Here is a 16,696-nt window from a genome sequence, read left to right as displayed (position 1 = left end):
GCGGTACCAGCTAGGAAGACCAGATGTCGCAACCTCCCTCTCAACGTCCCTCGATTCACGATGTGAAAGCGATCGCCATACCGAAGATCGGTCATTGGGTCGGCGGAGTGGCGCTTGCGGTCTTCGTGGTGATCTTCCTGCAGGTGCTGGTGATCAACAAGAACATGCAGTGGGAAGTGGTCGGGCAGTACATGTTCAACCGGTCGATCCTGTCCGGGCTCGGCACCACGCTGCTTTTGACATTCCTCGCCATGGTGCTCGGCCTGCTGATCGGCGTCATCCTCGCCGTCATGCGGCTGTCGGGCAGCAAGGTGTTCCAGGCCGCCAGCTGGGGCTGGATCTGGTTCTTCCGGGGCGTGCCGCCGCTCGTCCAGATGGTCTTCTGGTACAATCTGGCGCTTCTCCTGCCGGAGATCTCGATCGGCGTGCCGTTCGACGGCCCGAAGCTGATTTCCTGGCAAACCAATGACCTAATCACGCCGTTCAGCGCCGCCATCATGGGCCTGGCATTCACCGAAAGCGCCTATGCCGCGGAGATGATCCGCGCCGGCATCCAGGCGGTCAGCGGCGGCCAGACCGAAGCGGCCGCAACGCTCGGCATGACCCGCTGGCAGCTGATGCGCCGGATCGTGCTGCCGCAGGCGCTCCGGATCGTCATCCCGCCGATCGGCAACGATACGATCTCGATGCTCAAGTTCACCTCGCTGGTCTCTGTCCTGGCCCTCCCGGATCTCCTCTATTCGGCGCAGCTGGTCTACGCACGCACCTATCAGACCGTGCCGCTGCTGCTTGTCGCGACCATCTGGTACCTCGTCCTGACGACCATCCTGACGATCGTCGAACATGCCGTCGAGCATCGGCTCAAATCCGAACACCACTCAAGCACCGGGAAATCGGGTGGGTTTTCCTTGTTCCGCCTGTTCGGCCGCCAGCAGGAGGCATTGTGATGAACGACCAGATGACGGCGGCGCCTCTGCTGAAGGTCGAGCGACTGCGCAAGAGCTTCGGCACCCACGAAGTCCTCCAGGGCATCGATCTTGCGGTCAACCGCGGCGACGTGACCTGCATCGTCGGCCCGTCCGGATCGGGCAAGAGCACGCTGCTGCGCTGCCTCAACTATCTCGAGAAGCCGACCGGCGGCGCGATCTTCCTGCACGGCGAGCCGGTCGGCGTGAAGTGGAAGGGCGCCAAGCTCTATGAGATGAGCTTCAACGAACTGGCGCGCCAACGTCAGCGAATGGGCATGGTCTTCCAGGGTTTTCATCTCTTCCCGCACAAGACGGTGCTGGAAAATGTCATCGAAGCGCCCATGCTGGTGAAGGGCGAACCGCGGGCCAAGGCCACCGACAAGGCCATGCTGCTCCTGGAGCGGGTCGGCATGAAGGAACGCGCTCATTACTATCCGGCACAGCTTTCCGGCGGACAGCAGCAGCGTGCCGCAATTGCCCGTTCACTGGCCATGGAGCCCGACGTCATGCTGTTCGACGAGCCCACCTCGGCGCTCGATCCGGAACTGGTGGGCGAGGTTCTGGCCGCGATGCGGCAGCTTGCCGACGACGGCATGACCATGGTCGTGGTGACCCACGAGATGGGCTTTGCCCGGGACGTGGCGGATCACCTGATCTTCATGGATGGCGGCGTGATTGTGGAGCAGGGGAAGCCGGCGGACGTGCTGACGAACCCGCAGCAGGATCGCACCCGCTCCTTCCTCGCCCGCGTGCTTGCGGAGGCTTAAGCCTCGTCCTGGCCGAAGCCTGCTGGGTAACGGCCAGGATGCAGTCAAGGAAACGCTTGAAGCGGGCGACAGGTTCGCCGGTCCGCTCGACCTGCATGCGCAGCAACGTTCCGCACGATCTCTTTCAACCGGTCCGCATACTATTGCAGAACCTCGACGCCGAAGCGTTCCTTCGAGCGGAAGTGGTTGTTGAGAGATCCTTTTGGCAAGCCGGCTTGGTATGCAACTTCACGGACGCCGGTCGCTACGTAGCCGCGGGTGGAAGATCCCAGCCGCCGTTTCGATCAGCCTTGCCCGGACGCGGCAATGTCTGGTCGCTCAGCTGATCCGGGTCGCCAGAGCCGAGGCGGTGAACAGATCAAGGTGAGCGCCGCCATTGTTCTTGAAGACCGTGATCTGCTGGTCGGAGGTGCGCCCCTCGGCCTTCCCCTGGACGAGGTCGAACAGGTCCGCCCGGACGGAATCCCATGTGATTGCGCCGGAGGCCACCGCCTGCGAAAGATCACCGCCACTCTGCATGTTGTTGCGGCAGTCGACGAAGATCGTGCCCCGCGCCAGGGCTTCGTCGTCGGCTTCGCGCAGCGTCGGCATGTAGGCGCCGACGAGATCGAGATGGGCGCCAGGACGCAGCAGGGCTCCCTTGATCAGCGCCGTGTCCGACATCGTCACGCACGATACGAGATCGGCATTTGCGACCGAGCGATCGAGATCGTCGCTCACCGTGATCTCCAGTCCCTTGTCACGCAACTGGGCGGCAACCGCCTCGGCGCGTGACGCGGTGCGGTTCCAGATCGTCACCCGGCGCAGCGATGGCCGGGCTGCCAGATGCGCCTGTGCAAAATACGGCGCCAGCGCCCCGGCGCCGACGATCAGCAGATCCTCGACATCGTGGCGGGCGAGGATAGAGGCGCCGAGAGCGGAATCGGCAGCTGTCTTGCGCGCCGTCATGGCAGCGCCATCTGCGGTAAGGACAGGCGCGCCGGTCTTGCCGTCGAACAGGGCCACCAGCCCCTGCACGGCCGGCTGCGGCGGTTGCAGGGAAGCGTTCTGGGGAAATACGCCGACCATCTTGACGACGATCGGACCGCCGGGCGCCCATCCCGGCAAGGTGACGAACTGGCCCTCGCTGCCGCCCGGATCCGACTGGACGACGACATCGGAGGCCGGCATCGCGCCCAGATGCGCCTGGCGCAGCGCCTCGATCAGAAACTCCCATGCAAGCGCATCATGAACGGCGGCGGCGTCGAAAACATGCATTGTCGGATCTTTCAGGTCTTGATTGTGTAGGTGACGAGGTGGCTTGGGGTGACCAGCTGCGACAGGGCGAGCGGCTGTCCCTCGCTATCGGTGACGATCTTTTCGATGCGGTAGACCGGCTGCGTTGCCGTGACCGGAAGGACGTTGCGCTCGGCCGGCGAAGCAAAGCCGACATCGATTTGCCGCTCCGCATGAGCGGGCACGATGCCGGCGAGATTGCGCAAGGCGGCGAAGAACGAGCCGCCCGCCGCCACCGTGTCGACGACCTCGGGAAACCGTGCCGCGTCAAACCACAGGCTTTCCAGCGTCATCGGCATGCCGTTGTCTTCCAGCAGCCGTTCGAAGTGGATCAGCGACGCCGCCCCCAGCCGATCGCGAATGGCCGGCGCCTCGGGATGGTCGTCGCGCGACAGGATGCGATGGCCGGCCTTGCGACCAAGACCGTCCATCGTTTCGGAGAAGCCCGACAGGGAAACCAGCGTCTGGCGAACCTTGTTCGGCATGACCAGCGTTCCGCGACCCTGCTGGCGCTGGAGGCGGCCGTCGGCGCACAGGTCGCCTATGGCGCGCCGGAGCGTGACCCGGCTGACCCCGTAGAGCGACATCAGCTCCGGCTCGGCGGGCAGGAAACCGCCTTCCGAAAACTGGCCGGACTGGATGCCGGCCAGGATCGAATGCCGAACCTGTTCATAGAGCGGCAAGAGCTGTGCTTGATCTTCCATCCGCTCCAATCCAGGGCTCGATCAGTAGGCGATCTTCTTCATGTAACGCCGGCCCTCAAGCATTTCGTGCTGGCGCAGATCGGCGATCTTATAGGCGAAACGCCACAGCGTGTCGAAGAAGATCAACGGCACGACATTGCCGCGGAACTGCGGATCGATGCCTGAGAGATCGAGCTTCTCGGCATCGAGAACCAGGATCTTTTCCGCCGAGCCGAAGCGGTGCAGGAACTCGTCGGCACGCTGTTCGAGCGGCCGGGTGCTGTCGACGCCCTTCAACAGGATGAAGGCGCGGTCCTTGTCGAGAACCTCGAAGGGGCCATGGAAGAACTCGTTGGCGTGGATCGCCTGGCTGTTGATCCACTGCATCTCCATCAGCACGCAGATGGAGAACGAGTAGGCCGCACCGTAGCTCGCGCCGCTGGCGACCGTGTAGATCACGTCTTCCTTGGCAAAGCGCGGCGCGTAATCCGCAAACATCGGCGCGAACGTTTCATGCGCGCGGTCGATGGCCGGCTGCAGTGCCTTCAGGCTGTCGATCAGCGTCTGCGTCAGGTCGTCGCCGCCCGTCAGCGCCACGAGACCCATGACGATCTGGTAGATGCGCGCATAGTTGCTGTCCTTCGCATCGATCGGCACGCCGGTCGTGTAGGGGGCTGCAAAGCCGACCACGTGATCGACGGCCTTGCCGAGCGGCGAGGCGGGCTCGAGCGTCAGACCGATGGTCGCCGCACCCTTCGAGCGGGCGAATTCGGCAGCCGCCGTCGTTTCCTTGGTGGTGCCGGTCATCGAGCAGAGGATCACCAGCGAGTTCTTGTCCAGCGACCGCGGCGCGCGGGCGACGAATTCTGCCCCGTTGAAGACGTCCGACGACAGCGGCGAATGCTGGTCGAGCAGGAACTTTGCCGGATGCATGATCGACAGCGAGCCGCCGCAGGCGACGAAGAAGACATGGGTGATCGACTTCGCGTCAAGGGCGGAAAGCGCCGCGACAACGCCGGCGTCGAAATCAGAGGGGAGAGACATGGCAGGACCTTTCGATAAGACGTCCTAATACGTATTGCCAGATGCCACTCTGCGTCAAGTGCCCTTGACAGCCCAGCCACAATTTTGCGAACGTTCTCACACACTGCGGCAAAAGCTTCGATTGAAGCCGCAGCGCGGGGGGACGTGAACGTGACTGAGCCCTACGACACTCTCGTCATCGGCGGCGGCATCATCGGCGCCGCAGCCGGTCAGCACCTGACCGCCGCTGGCTACCGCACGCTGCTGGCGGAACGCGACGACTATGGCTCCGGCACATCGTCCAAGACATCGCGGCTTCAGCACTGCGGGCTCGGCTACCTGTCCGCCGCCAGCGGCTCCATCGCATCCTTCCTCGCGAATCCGCGCAACGCCATCGAATGCTTCGACCTGATGCGCCGGTCCATGCGGGGCAGGGCGGAATTCGTTCAGGAGGCGCCCGAACGGGTAAGGCCGGTCACCTTCATCGTGCCGTTGACGCAGGAAAATGCCATTCCACCGTGGAAGGCGCGTCTGGCGTTCCGGTTGATGGCGGCCAGCGACGGCGGCCGCGTGCCGCTCGATCTCCGCCTTCTTTCGGCGCAGGAAGCCAAGGCTCATCCGGCGCTTTCGGGCATGGCGGGACTGGCAGATATCCGGGGTGCCATGACCTTCACCGAGTACCAGTATCACTGGCCCGAACGCATCGTGGTCGATACCGTGATGAAGGCGCGCGCCATCGGCATGGAAGCGCTCAACCACACGGCGGTGACTGCCATCGCGCGGGAAGGGGAGTATTGGCGCGTCGAGCTAAGGTCGGCAGACGGGACCCGCACCGTCCTGACCCGTGCCATCGTCAACTGCGCCGGCGTCTGGGTCGATGAGCTGACGGCGCTCACCGGATCCTCGCATTTGCGCCGCCGCAACACAGGCGAAAAGGGCACCAACATTGTCGTTCGGCTGCCCTCCAACCTCCGCGGCATCGGGTTCGAGACGGTGACCGCAGCCGGCGCGCCCTTCTACCTGATCCCCTGGGGCGAACTGCATTATGTCGGCCCGTGGGATTGCCCAGCCGACGGCAGCCCGCAGGGCTTCCGCGCAACCGAAGCCGAGATCCTAGCGATCCTCGACCAGTTGTCGCGGCTGTTTCCCGAGATCCGCCTCTGTCGTAGCGACGTGCTTTATTCCTGGGCAGGTGTGCGACCGCGCAGCCTGGCAAAGGACGGCCGCGGTTCTTCGTCATCGGTCAGGGAGCACGACCTGACATCCGAAGGCTTGCCGAACTTCTTTACCTTCACCGGCGGACTGCTGATGACCCACCGCGAGGCCGGGCGCCGGCTGACGGCGGCCGTCGCGCGTCGACTGAAGCCATCGGGCCCGTTGCGCGTATTCAATCCGGCGTCACCGGCTGCCGAACCCGTTGATCGCGTCACGCCCGCCACAGTCGCCCACGCGGTGCTGAACGAGCAGGCCCGGACGCTCGGCGACATCCTGCGCCGCCGCCTGTCGGTCGGCTGGGAGGCGGATCTCGGGCTGTCACATGCAGATACCGCGGCGCGCCTTGCCGCACCCCACCTGCACTGGACGGCCGAGGAAACCGAGCGACAGATCGCCGACTTCATCCACCGGACGGAAGTCGAATTCGGTCTGCTGAAATCTGTCAGCAGGTGAGGGCGCCGCGCCATAGATATTATGAGAACGTTACCAGCAATTTGAGCAGAAATCGTTGAGATCACCTTAGAAAGCGCCCGGTTCGGACGCTGCTCATCAGCTTGGGAGGATTGGACATGGCATTGGACGAACGCAGCATCGCGGTGATGAACTTCCACTACGTCCGACACACGTTCGACAGGTTTCTTGCCGACGTCTGCGACGCTGGCGTATCCCGCATCGAACTCTGGGCCGCCGCGCCGCACTTTTATATCGGTGACAGGACGCTCGCCGAGGCGCGCCAGCTTGGACAGACGGTGCGCGGCATGGGCCTCGACATCGTTGCCTTCACGCCCGAGCAGTGCATCTATCCCATCAACATCTCGGCGAAAGAGCCGGCCCTCCGCGATCGCTCGCTGCGCTACTTCCTGGAATCCCTGGAATTTGCTGTCGAATGCGGTGCGCCGGCGATGCTGGTCACGGCCGGCGGCGGCTACCGCGACGAGCCGGCCTCCGAAGCGCTCACCCGCTGCGTCGATTCCATGGGCCTGCTGTGCGATCGCGCCCAAAGGCTCGGCGTCGACCTCTGGATGGAATCTCTTCCGGATTCATTTGCCAACATCATCCGCTCGGCCAGGGAAATCCGCGCTCTGATGGACACGCTGGCGAGCCCCGCACTGCACGCGGTGTACGATGTCGCCGGAGCGGTGATGACCCAGGAGCAACCCGAGGACTACTTTACCCATCTCGCCGGGCGGATCGCCCATGTCCACTTCACCGATTCCGATGCGGGCGGCAGCCATCTTGCCTGGGGTGACGGGATCATCGATCTCGACAAGCTCATCGCCTACCTGCGCAGCCAGAACTACGACGGTTCGCTGACGATCGAGCTGACCAACTGGAAATACAACGTCGATCCGACGCCGCCGCTCAAGCAATGCGTGAATGCGATGCGGGCAGCGCTCGGACCGGCCCAGCCGGCGCGCTGACGGCTCGGGCACGGCCAGACGATCGATCATCCGACGGGGCGGGACATGGACCAGGCACAGTTACCGAGTGAACCTGCATCGACGAGGGAACTATCCGGCGATCCTCTACAATCTTCCGAGGAAGTCTGGGTGCCGAACTGGAGCGGCTTCATGTCGAGATCCGCCTCAATGCCTACGTGGATGCCGAAGACATCCTGACCGAGGCGCCGGACCTGGTGATCGTCGCAACCGGCGGCGTTCCGAATTTTGGCCCGGCCTCAGGCAGCGAGCTCTGTCTCAGCGTCTGGGATGTTCTGGCGAGCCCTCTGCAGGCGAAAGCAGATGTTCTGATCTACGACGCGACCGGCCGTCATCCTGCACCGTCGGCCGCGGCACAGTTGGCGGCCGCCGGCCACGCCGTGACGTTTGTTGCCCGCGATCCGTCGCTCGCGCCGGAAATGGAACATCATTCAAGCATCACCTATCGAAAGGCGATGGCCGAGCGCGACGTCCAGGTCATCCTTGAGCATGAGTTGGTTTCAGTCGCCCTGATCGGCGACCGCCGCGAGGTGGTGTTGCGCCACCTGCTGACCGGCCGGGAGACGCGTTCCACCCATGACCAGGTGGTCGTCGAGCATGGAACCGTCCCGGTCACCGATCTGTTCGACGAACTTCGTCCGAGATCGGTCAACGACGGGGTGACGGACATCTCGACGCTTATCGGCAGCGCACCGCTGCGTCAGCCACCGGCGGCTGGTTTCGAGCTGCACCGCATCGGCGACGCGATCAGCAGCCGCTCGGTGCACGCGGCGATGCTGGATGCGCTGCGGCTGGGCGTGCAGTTTTAGGCGGGCGGGAGGCAAGGATGTGGGGATGGGCTGGCGTTTGAACAGACCGGAAGACCAGGTATTCGGGGCCATCAGTTAAGTTCCATAACATACGTTATCGGATCAGTTCGTGTAGGGGCTATTTAGTAATGCGACGGTTGGGCCAGTTAGAGATGCGACAGTCTCGCCTCTCGACGTTCTGGTCAATGCCAACGTTGGGAGCAAGGATGACGACCTTCAGCCTCGTCCAGACCAGCGGTCGGAGTCGTCATGTCCTGTTTGATCACCATGTCGCAGAAAGAATTGCATCGCCTCGAAGTCATTCAGAAGATTCGTGACGAGCGCCTGAGCGTCGTCCAGGCTGCCGAACTGCTCGACCTCAGTCGAAGCCAGGTTCACAGGCTGCTGCAGGCCTATGACCAGGATGGTCCAGCCGGTCTTGTTTCCAGGAAGCGATCGCGGTCGAGCAACCGGCGCCATAGCGAGGAGTTTCGCAATGCGGTGCTGGATCTGATTCGCGAACGCTATCTGGATTTCGGTCCGACGCTGGCGCGTGAGAAGCTGATCGAGCTGCACCGGATCTCTGTTGCCAAGGAGACGCTGAGACAATGGATGACCGAGGCTGGTATCTGGGTTTCACGCAGAGAACGCAAGAAACGGGTTTTCCAACCACGCGGCCGACGCGATTGCTTTGGCGAACTGGTGCAGATCGATGGCTCGCATCACTGGTGGTTCGAGAACCGTGGGCCCAAATGCGCCCTGCTCGTCTATATCGATGACGCGACCGGCAAGCTGCTGCATCTACGGTTTGCCGGTTCGGAGAACACATTCGACTATCTGCACGCGACCAAGGCCTATCTGCAGCAATGGGGCAAACCGCTGGCCTTCTACAGCGACAAGCACGGCGTCTTTCGTTCGACCCATGCGTCGGAGAAGGACCGGACGAGCGGCCTGACACAATTCGGCCGGGCGCTTTATGAGCTGAACATCGACATCATCTGTGCCAACACCCCGCAGGCCAAGGGCCGGGTGGAACGTGCCAACCACACATTGCAGGATCGGTTGGTCAGGGAGATGCGGCTTCGCGGCATTGACACGATTGAGGAAGCCAACGCCTATGCACCTGAGTTCATTACGGATTTCAATGCGCGTTTCGGCAAACAGTCGCGCAATCCGAAGGACATGCACCGGCCGTTGGCCGATCACGAGGACCTTGATGGCGCCATGTGCCGCAAGGAAGTTCGCACGCTGTCGCAGGCTTTGACGCTGCGCTACGACAAGGTGCTGTTCATTCTCGATCCGACCGACGTTTCCAGACCCTTGGCCGGCCAAAAGGTGATTGTTTGCGATTATCCGGACGGTCGCCTCGCGATTATGCACGAGAGTTTTGCCCTACCCTACAGAACCTTTGACAAGCTGCGGTCGGTCCATCGGCCGGAAGTCGTCGAGAACAAGCGTCTGGACGACATGCTGTTGATCGTCGCCGAGATGCAGGCTGGACGAGAACAGCAACGGAGCAAGAGCGGCCCATCCCGGACGGGCCAGAAAGATCATATGTTTGGCATTCGGGACGGCAGCATTGGAAACGGTTACCAGAAGCGCGGCCGCAAGCCCGGCCGTCGGGCGGACTTCATGAACGATCCGGAAGTCATCGCTAAAAGGAAGAAGGCTTTGGCGCGCATGGAGGCCGCAGAATGACGTTAGCCAGCCTCAAAGCTAAAGCCGAAGAGGTGCGCCCCACCCGCCCCGATCTGATCTCGCAAGCGGGTCTGCCGCTCAGATCGGGGCTGATCGGCAGCGCCAGTGTCGCGTTTCTAACTGGCTGGCGAGCACGCGCCTCTAACTAGCTTTGACAACTGTATTGGGAGATGGATTCAGGATGAAGTGCGACTGTCCCTAAGCTCAGCGCCCACCGGTGCCTCAATGTTCCACCTCCCTTGAGTGGGAAGCAGAACGCGCCGGGTAAGTGACTCTCACAGGCGGGCGGACGGCGTGACGCTGGTAAACGCACTGGATGCTGCGGAAACGCTGGATGCGCTCCTCTTCATCCTTTCGTCTCCCACCAGCCGTCACCACAAACTGCGTCATCCTCGGGCTTGTCCCGAGGATCCGCGACATCAGACAATGGGCAGTTCCCTGTCGTCCACACGCGCAACCTCAGCGCGGTCGATGACAGAGCGAAACGGCGGCGGATCCCCGGGACAAGCCCAAGGATGACAGCGGCAGATGAGGAAGCCTAGTAGTCCAGAGGATGACGACGAACAACAGCCGCTGCCGAGCAGATAGGCCGGCTGGCTGTTAGGGTCTCTCAGTACCGGCAGTATCAGATCCTGATGGCGCTGGTTGCCACTTCGACCCGGCAGATCACCCTGTCAGATCCGGCCAGATCACAGGCGACGTCCATCGTCCGCATGTAGTCAAGATCGGAGCCCACTGTTCCCTCGATGATGATGCTCGAGCCGGCGGCATAGACGATCAGGTCGCGCCCGGAAAACTCCGGCAGGTTGCGCAGGTCCGCTTCGATGAATGCGCGGACCGATGAAGTGTCGCTGAAATACTCGAGGCCGGAGGAGTTCTGGGTGTGCAGGCTGCTGAGGAACATAGCGCGACTCCGTGTCTGGACATGAATGTCAGATGAACAAACGGTTGTCTGACGTTTAGGTTCCAAATGAGGCTCAAACGTGTTGCTCCTCGGAAAGCGCTAAAGATCATGGTCTTGGGCGACACAGTTGAAGCATTGAAGTCAATTGCCCAGCCGGTCCAATCCTGCCGTGCAGCGGAATAAAATCCTGTTACTGCAGCCCGTCCAGCCAATATCCTCTAGCAGCGGGTCTGCAGGAGAGCGGCGATGTAGCCGTAGCAGAAGGCGAAGGCCACCTGCTGCTGGTTCTCGCCCGACAGCGTCGGCGCGTGGTCCGGCATCACCATGTATTGGTAGCCGGTGTCGCGCAGCGCATCGATGACGGCCGGCATGTCGATATCGCCATCCTCGGGAAAGCTCTCGCGGAACGAATAGCGCTTGCCGGCGATGTTGCGGAAATGGATATTCATGATCTTGCCGCGCTCGCCGAACCACCGGGTGATCGCCGGCACCTGCGAGACATCCTCGACCATTTCGCCGAGCGTGCCGATGCAGAAATTCAGGCCGTGCACCGGGCTCTCGTGCATCTGTACGAAGCGCTTCATTCCCTCGACCGTACCGAGCACCCGGGTCACGCCCATGTAGCCGGGCGGTGTCGCCGGATCGTGCGGATGGCAGGCCAGCCGCACATTGACCGACTGCGCCACCGGGACGACGCGCGCCAGGAAATAATCCACCCGCTCCCAGATGGTGTCTTCGTCGAGCACGCCGACGCCGGCCGGCGCCGGCTCATGAGGGTCGGCAAGTTCGAGGCGGAAAGCCTCTGCTTGGTAGCCGCCTCGCCCCGGCTCCATCGCCGTGCGGGGGATGCCGATATAGTTGAAGTTGTAGCGGACGGCCGGAATGCCGGCAGCGGCACAGTTCTCGATAAGGCGGCAGATGCCGTCAATCTGCCGGTCGCGGTCCGGTCCTGCCAGCATGATGTCCCTGCACGGCACGTCGCGGTCCACCCGGATCGACGGCATCGGCAGTTGCGTCATGTCGAGCACCAGGCCAAAGCTCTCGATCTTCTCCCGGAAGGCTTCGAGCGTCGGCCGATCCCAGCCCTGCCAGTCACCGTCGGGCGTTGCCGAGACGTGGCTGACGCCGAGCTGCTTCATCACCCGATAGTCGTCATCGTGGCGTGCCGGAAGTTGTGTTCCCAGATACATGCATTCCTCCCCGGAAAGGCGTTGCCCACGTCACTCCCGGGTTTACAGCAAACCGGGCCTCCCGTAGCGGAGCAAGCCAACCGGATGATCATAGCCGCGCCGGATCCTATTTTGTAAGCGGAAAAGCACAGGGCCTGACCGCCGAAGCATCGAATGGGCTTCCGGCGGCAGACACCCTAGTCGACGCGCAGCCCCGCCTGTTTCAGGAGCGGCATGACGCGATCGCAGAAGAACGGCAGCTCATAGGTGTAGTTGACGAAGGACATGGCGATGCCGGAATAGCCCTGCTGCGAGATCGCGATCATCTCCTCGACGATCTTCTCCGGCGTCCCGATGAGCGGATAGCCTCCCGCGCCACCGGCGAACCGCTTGCGATAACGGTCATAGCTGTCCTTGTCGTGCGACTGGGAGAACTCCTTCTTGCCGGCCATGTGCGCGTCTACCGCCTCGTGATCGGCCATGGTGACGGCGTAGCGTTCATAATAGTCCTCCGCCTCCTGCTGGGTTTCGCGGCAGACGACGTGGCAGACGGTATAGGCGCCGACATCCCGGTCCACCGCCCCTGCCCGTCCACGGATGTCCTCGACATGCTTGCCGGCCTCGGCGATCTCGGTGAAGGTGGTGAAGAGATAATCGCAGTTCTTCGCCGCAAAGTCGCGGCCCGGTCCGCCGAAGGCAGCATTCATGGTCACCGGACGCGGCGACTGCAGGCTTGCCGGCCGGCTCACCACATCCTTCAGCGTGTAATAGGCGCCGTCAAAGTCGAACGGTTCATCCGAGCCATAGGCACGTTCAACGACCTCCAGCCATTCGGCGGCCTGGTCATAGCCCTTTTCGACGAGCGGCACGCCGAACATGCCGAATTCCTTCGGATTCCAGCCGCAGACGATGTTGAGGCCGGCGCGGCCGCCGCAAATGTGGTCGACGGTTGCCAGCGCCTTTGCCGCATAGAGCGGGTGGATAAGCGGCACATGGACTGTCATGAACAGCGCGATCCGCTCGGTGACGGAGGCCAGACCGGCCGCCCAGGTAAAGGTCTCGAAGGACCATTCCCGCACCCGGTTCTTGCCACCAAAACCCTTCCAGCGGGCGATCGGCAGCAGGAAGTCGAGGCCGCCGCGGTCGGCGATCTGCGCGGCGTTGAGATTGTCCTGCCAGCGCGCCTGCCAGCGCTCCGGCACATCGGTGATGGCAAGACCACCATCGGCATTGGGAGAGAAGATCCCGAGCTTCAGCGGGCTCGGCCCTTTCAGCGGATGCGGCTTTATCATGATACTGCTCTCCTCTTGTTCTTTCTGCGCGACGGACGTTGCGTCTTGAAGTCTTCCAGTTGGCGCCGCCGAACGGCAAGAAATGCCTCTTCGGCGGCGAACATGAACAGCGTCATGCGCTCTTCAACCAGCAGCGGATCGCGCGCCAGGAAGGCTTCATGGATGCGGGAAAGGCCGGTGATATAGTGCTTGACGGTTTCGACGTCGGCGAACGTATCGAGCCGCACCGACTGGAAATAGTTCATGAAGCGGGCGACCGTGGCCGCCATGTGCGGGTTGCCGACCGCCTTCAGCCACGCGTTGCGGAAGTCGACATTGGCGCCCAGCAGGACCGGAATGTCACCCTGCTGCAGCGCATCGTGGATCCGGGTCATGGCATCGGTGAGCTCGGCCTCCACCTCCGGCGTCATGTCGCGGGCAGCACTGGCCGCCGCCCGTGGCTCCAGCTGACGGCGCACCTCGAAGAGGCCGGCGATGTCTTCCACCGACAGTTCCCTCACGGCAAAACCACGCGTCGTGCCGACGAGATAGCCTTCCGCCACCAGCCGCAGCAAAGCCTCGCGCGCCGGCATCCGGGAGGTCCCGTAGCGAGCCGCAATACCGGTGTCGACGAGCCTGTCCGACGGCGACACCTCGCTTCTCTGCAGCTTCAGCCGCAGATCGGCATAGATCGTTTCGACGAGGTTGTCGGACGGGGTTTGCATGATGTTCTCCGACACAAACAGTATACGGATTTATGCCTATATCAAGCCGTTCCGAACGAGACGACGCTACAGTGTCATAATCCGTATACCGATTTATCAACTTGCTCCGCCAGGAATTTCAGGCTTAAAGTAAGTGATGTGACGATTTCCCGTCTCGCTTTCCGAGGCCCTGATGAGCAATTTCCGCAGCATGTGTCTTGCCGATGATCGGCTCGTCGGCACCTTCGTCGCGATCCCGCATCCCGTCGCCGTGGAGGTCGTGGCCGCTGCCGGGGCCGACTTCATCTGCATCGATGCCGAGCATTCGCAGATCGGCCGCGAACTCATCGAAAACTTGATCCGCGCCGCCGATGTGCACCACGTGCCGACAATGGTGCGGGTTCCGGGCCATGCGCCGGAATCGATCGCCGGCGTCCTGGATGCCGGAGCGGCCGGTGTTCTGGTGCCACGGGTCTCGACCGCTGCGCAGGCGCAAGCCGCCGTTGCCGCCACACGATATCCGCCGCTCGGCGAGCGAGGCGTCGGCCCGGGCCGGGCCGCGGGTTACGGCTACCGGATCCCGGATTATCTGAAGAGCGCCAACGACAGCCTCGTTCTCGCGGTGCAGATCGAAACGGCAGAGGGTCTCCGGAACGTCGAAGAGATCGTTGCGGTCGACGGCATCGACGTGATCTTCATCGGACCCGGCGACCTGTCGGTGTCGCTCGACGCCATGGGGCCGGACGGCGCCGGCCGGTTGGAAGCGGCGATCCTGACGATTACCGAAGCCGCAGCCAAGGCCGGCAAGACCGTCGGCATCTTCCGTCCCACGCCCGACGACGTCGGCAAATGGTCGAAGGCCGGCATCAGCTTCTACCTGCTGGCCAGCGACACCATGTTTCTCGGCGCCAGCCTCGCGGCCGGCGTCAAAGCCGCCCGCGACGCCTGAGCGTGTCGAAGGAGATATCATGAAGGCGATACAGTACAACGAGCACGGCCCGCCCGAGGTAATGAGGTACGTCGATCTGCCCGATCCGGTTGCCGGTCCGGGCCAGATCCTCGTCCGGCTGGAGGCGGCAAGCGTCACGCCCTTCGACTGGAAACTGCGCGCCGGACACCTGCAGAACCATTTCACCCTGCCGATGCCGAGCGTACCCGGCCGCGATGGCGGCGGAACGGTGGTCTCTGTCGGTGAGGCAACAGGCGAATTTTCCATCGGCGACCGTGTGGTGATCATGGCCGGTGCCTTGGCGCAGGGCGGCTACGCCGAGATGATCGCCGTCGACGAAAACCATGCGGTGGAGATCCCGGAACGGCTGTCGACCACCGAGGCCGTTGCCCTGACCAATGCCGGCCTCAGCACTTGGATCGCGGTGACCACCGCCGAAGTCAAATCCGGAGACAAGGTGCTGGTGCATTCCGGTGCCGGGGCTGTCGGCGGGCTTCTGATCCAGCTCTGCCACCACCTCGGCGCAAAGGTCAGCACAACCTGCCGTTCGCAGAACCGCGACTACGTGCTTGGTCTCGGCGCCGATCGCGCCATCGCCTATGACGAGGGGGACTTTTCTGAACTCCTGCAAGACCAGGATATAGTCTTCGACCTGATGGGCGGGGCGGTCCACGACAAGTCCTACCGCGTCCTGAAGAAGGGCGGCCATCTGGTGTGGCTGGTTGCCGATCCGATCGTCGACCGGGGCGAGGAATTCGACGTCCGTGTGACCCGCGCCGTGGTGACCGATGACCGCTCGGTGCTCCAGTCGATGATGGATCTGGCCGCGGCCGGCCTGCTGAAGCCGCAGGTCGCCCGAACAATGCCGCTGTCGCAAGCGGCGGAAGCCCATCGCCTGCTGGAACAGGGCGCCATATCGCGCGGCCGCATCGTTTTGACGATGTGAAGAGGCCTGCGTCGCCGGACGTTCGCCCCGCGACCAGCCCTCAGCTTTTTGAGGGAAAAAGCGGCGCCCCTCGCCCGTTGGCGACGAAGCTGCGGAAATCCATGACGGCATCGTCGCTGGCGAGCGAGCAGAACGGCCCGCGGCTCACCTCGATGCCGTTCAGCTTCTGCAGGCGCACATCCATCTCGGCGCTCTTCAGCGTCACCGCCGCCGTGTTGACCACCGGCGCATGCAAGACCTTGAAGCCGAATTCACCACCCACCAGCAGGCCCGGCAGCACGCCGGCTGGCACGACCACGTCGGCGCCATCGCGCACCAGCGGTTCGGCGCAGGCGGTGAAAGCCGCCAGCATGCGCCGTCGCGCCTCGTCGTCGCCGGCAAAGGCGGCACTGAAGTCGGCCGGCGTGCAGTTCATGCCGACCACGTGGCGGACGCGGCTGCCCAGCCCGTAAAGATCGGCCTGCTCGTAATGCCAGACCTGGAACACATCATCCAGCGTCACGAGCGCCAGCCGCCGGCCGAGCCGTGCGGCGTAGTGCATGCACACCTCTCCCGCACCGATCACCGGAATGGTCAGCGCCGATTTGAGCTCATAGAGACCCGGATCCTGGAAATGTCCGATGACCACGGCATCGTAACCGCGGCTGGCGGCCTCCAGCCCGTTGTCGATGGCGATCGCCGCACAGCGAAACTCGGCCAGGCGACCGAAATGCCGGTCCGGCGGGCTGATGCCGAACACATCGACGGTCGTGCCCGGTTCGGCGATGCCATTCAGGTAGTCCGACAGCCGCTTCATATAGGCGGCGCTGGCGGTGGCATCGATGAAGCTTTGCCAGAAGATGCGCATCGTCCTCGTCTCGCTTTCGTCGTTGAACCGATATTGCTCTCGTCAAAACG

At 63.1% G+C, this 16,696-nt stretch carries 17 protein-coding genes; 8 read left to right on the top strand and 9 right to left on the bottom strand.

All coding sequences use genetic code 11. From position 1 onward, the window contains the following. The first annotated feature begins 23 nt into the window (after positions 1-23). Positions 24-947: an amino acid ABC transporter permease gene (locus tag ACR65N_RS07725; protein ID WP_440456484.1), complete on the top strand. Its 924-nt coding sequence runs from the start codon at positions 24-26 to the stop codon at positions 945-947. Beyond that, entirely contained in the window at positions 947-1,735 is a 789-nt protein-coding gene (locus ACR65N_RS07720; protein ID WP_430306936.1) for an amino acid ABC transporter ATP-binding protein, read from the top strand. The genes ACR65N_RS07725 and ACR65N_RS07720 overlap by 1 nt, the downstream gene beginning before the upstream one ends. A 140-nt stretch (positions 1,736-1,875) precedes the next feature. Here the strand turns inward: ACR65N_RS07720 and ACR65N_RS07715 are convergent, their stop codons facing one another. The 4 genes from ACR65N_RS07715 to ACR65N_RS07700 are packed head-to-tail and all read right to left on the bottom strand — an operon-like array spanning position 1,876 to position 4,737. Then, positions 1,876-2,007, bottom strand: a complete 132-nt coding sequence (locus ACR65N_RS07715; RefSeq protein ID WP_440456788.1) for a TetR/AcrR family transcriptional regulator — start codon at positions 2,005-2,007, stop codon at positions 1,876-1,878. 46 nt (positions 2,008-2,053) lie between these two features. Further along, positions 2,054-2,992 (bottom strand): ornithine cyclodeaminase, encoded by a 939-nt coding sequence (locus ACR65N_RS07710; protein ID WP_440456483.1) that lies wholly within the window; start codon positions 2,990-2,992, stop codon positions 2,054-2,056. Positions 2,993-3,003: 11 nt separating this feature from the next. After that, a complete protein-coding gene (locus tag ACR65N_RS07705; protein WP_440456482.1) occupies positions 3,004-3,714 on the bottom strand; it encodes a GntR family transcriptional regulator in 711 nt (236 codons plus the stop codon). A gap of 21 nt (positions 3,715-3,735) precedes the next feature. Continuing rightward, positions 3,736-4,737, bottom strand: coding sequence for an SIS domain-containing protein (locus ACR65N_RS07700; protein ID WP_440456481.1), 1,002 nt, complete (start codon positions 4,735-4,737; stop codon positions 3,736-3,738). A gap of 150 nt (positions 4,738-4,887) precedes the next feature. Between ACR65N_RS07700 and ACR65N_RS07695 the strand changes: the two genes are divergently transcribed. The 4 genes from ACR65N_RS07695 to ACR65N_RS07680 all read left to right on the top strand — a co-directional run bounded on the left by ACR65N_RS07695 (position 4,888) and on the right by ACR65N_RS07680 (position 9,856). After that, complete coding sequence (locus tag ACR65N_RS07695) at positions 4,888-6,384, top strand: FAD-dependent oxidoreductase (RefSeq protein ID WP_440456480.1); 1,497 nt, start codon at positions 4,888-4,890, stop codon at positions 6,382-6,384. 116 nt (positions 6,385-6,500) lie between these two features. After that, entirely contained in the window at positions 6,501-7,352 is an 852-nt protein-coding gene (locus tag ACR65N_RS07690) for a sugar phosphate isomerase/epimerase family protein (RefSeq protein WP_440456479.1), read from the top strand. A gap of 215 nt (positions 7,353-7,567) precedes the next feature. Further along, entirely contained in the window at positions 7,568-8,179 is a 612-nt protein-coding gene (locus ACR65N_RS07685) for an FAD-dependent oxidoreductase (RefSeq protein WP_440456478.1), read from the top strand. Between the two features lie 249 nt (positions 8,180-8,428). Beyond that, complete coding sequence (locus ACR65N_RS07680) at positions 8,429-9,856, top strand: ISNCY family transposase (protein ID WP_440456477.1); 1,428 nt, start codon at positions 8,429-8,431, stop codon at positions 9,854-9,856. A 625-nt stretch (positions 9,857-10,481) separates the two neighbouring features. Here ACR65N_RS07680 and ACR65N_RS07675 read toward each other — a convergent pair. The 4 genes from ACR65N_RS07675 to ACR65N_RS07660 all read right to left on the bottom strand — a co-directional run bounded on the left by ACR65N_RS07675 (position 10,482) and on the right by ACR65N_RS07660 (position 13,925). Beyond that, positions 10,482-10,760: a hypothetical protein gene (locus tag ACR65N_RS07675; RefSeq protein WP_440456476.1), complete on the bottom strand. Its 279-nt coding sequence runs from the start codon at positions 10,758-10,760 to the stop codon at positions 10,482-10,484. A 218-nt stretch (positions 10,761-10,978) separates the two neighbouring features. Continuing rightward, on the bottom strand, positions 10,979-11,950 hold the full coding sequence (locus ACR65N_RS07670) for a mannonate dehydratase (RefSeq protein ID WP_440456475.1): 972 nt from the start codon (positions 11,948-11,950) through the stop codon (positions 10,979-10,981). A gap of 176 nt (positions 11,951-12,126) precedes the next feature. Beyond that, entirely contained in the window at positions 12,127-13,221 is a 1,095-nt protein-coding gene (locus tag ACR65N_RS07665; protein ID WP_440456474.1) for an LLM class flavin-dependent oxidoreductase, read from the bottom strand. Next, on the bottom strand, positions 13,218-13,925 hold the full coding sequence (locus ACR65N_RS07660) for a GntR family transcriptional regulator (RefSeq protein WP_440456473.1): 708 nt from the start codon (positions 13,923-13,925) through the stop codon (positions 13,218-13,220). The genes ACR65N_RS07665 and ACR65N_RS07660 overlap by 4 nt, the downstream gene beginning before the upstream one ends. Positions 13,926-14,097: 172 nt before the next feature. Between ACR65N_RS07660 and ACR65N_RS07655 the strand changes: the two genes are divergently transcribed. Further along, entirely contained in the window at positions 14,098-14,853 is a 756-nt protein-coding gene (locus tag ACR65N_RS07655; protein WP_440456472.1) for an HpcH/HpaI aldolase family protein, read from the top strand. Between the two features lie 19 nt (positions 14,854-14,872). Then, positions 14,873-15,799 carry an NADP-dependent oxidoreductase gene (locus tag ACR65N_RS07650; protein WP_440456471.1) on the top strand — a complete coding sequence of 309 codons (927 nt, stop codon included), beginning with the start codon at positions 14,873-14,875 and terminating at the stop codon, positions 15,797-15,799. A 40-nt stretch (positions 15,800-15,839) separates the two neighbouring features. On the opposite strand, the gene ACR65N_RS07645 is transcribed toward ACR65N_RS07650, so the two are convergent. Further along, positions 15,840-16,646 carry an aspartate/glutamate racemase family protein gene (locus ACR65N_RS07645; RefSeq protein WP_440456470.1) on the bottom strand — a complete coding sequence of 269 codons (807 nt, stop codon included), beginning with the start codon at positions 16,644-16,646 and terminating at the stop codon, positions 15,840-15,842. Between the last annotated feature and the right edge of the window lie 50 nt (positions 16,647-16,696).

It is taken from the genome of Rhizobium sp. SAFR-030, assembly GCF_059415005.1.
Note: the sequence above shows the minus strand (reverse complement) of the source record. Positions and strands in the feature narration are given on the sequence as shown.

Excerpts from the sequence above, each read along its gene's own strand:
- ACR65N_RS07670 (WP_440456475.1), bottom strand. The coding sequence starts at position 11,950 with ATGTATCTGGGAACACAACTTCCGGCACGCCACGATGACGACTATCGG.
- ACR65N_RS07705 (WP_440456482.1), bottom strand. The coding sequence starts at position 3,714 with ATGGAAGATCAAGCACAGCTCTTGCCGCTCTATGAACAGGTTCGGCAT.
- ACR65N_RS07655 (WP_440456472.1), top strand. The coding sequence starts at position 14,098 with ATGAGCAATTTCCGCAGCATGTGTCTTGCCGATGATCGGCTCGTCGGC.
- ACR65N_RS07725 (WP_440456484.1), top strand. The coding sequence starts at position 24 with ATGTCGCAACCTCCCTCTCAACGTCCCTCGATTCACGATGTGAAAGCG.
- ACR65N_RS07660 (WP_440456473.1), bottom strand. The coding sequence starts at position 13,925 with ATGCAAACCCCGTCCGACAACCTCGTCGAAACGATCTATGCCGATCTG.
- ACR65N_RS07665 (WP_440456474.1), bottom strand. The coding sequence starts at position 13,221 with ATGATAAAGCCGCATCCGCTGAAAGGGCCGAGCCCGCTGAAGCTCGGG.
- ACR65N_RS07675 (WP_440456476.1), bottom strand. The coding sequence starts at position 10,760 with ATGTTCCTCAGCAGCCTGCACACCCAGAACTCCTCCGGCCTCGAGTAT.
- ACR65N_RS07710 (WP_440456483.1), bottom strand. The coding sequence starts at position 2,992 with ATGCATGTTTTCGACGCCGCCGCCGTTCATGATGCGCTTGCATGGGAG.
- ACR65N_RS07720 (WP_430306936.1), top strand. The coding sequence starts at position 947 with ATGAACGACCAGATGACGGCGGCGCCTCTGCTGAAGGTCGAGCGACTG.
- ACR65N_RS07650 (WP_440456471.1), top strand. The coding sequence starts at position 14,873 with ATGAAGGCGATACAGTACAACGAGCACGGCCCGCCCGAGGTAATGAGG.
- ACR65N_RS07645 (WP_440456470.1), bottom strand. The coding sequence starts at position 16,646 with ATGCGCATCTTCTGGCAAAGCTTCATCGATGCCACCGCCAGCGCCGCC.
- ACR65N_RS07700 (WP_440456481.1), bottom strand. The coding sequence starts at position 4,737 with ATGTCTCTCCCCTCTGATTTCGACGCCGGCGTTGTCGCGGCGCTTTCC.
- ACR65N_RS07680 (WP_440456477.1), top strand. The coding sequence starts at position 8,429 with ATGTCCTGTTTGATCACCATGTCGCAGAAAGAATTGCATCGCCTCGAA.
- ACR65N_RS07690 (WP_440456479.1), top strand. The coding sequence starts at position 6,501 with ATGGCATTGGACGAACGCAGCATCGCGGTGATGAACTTCCACTACGTC.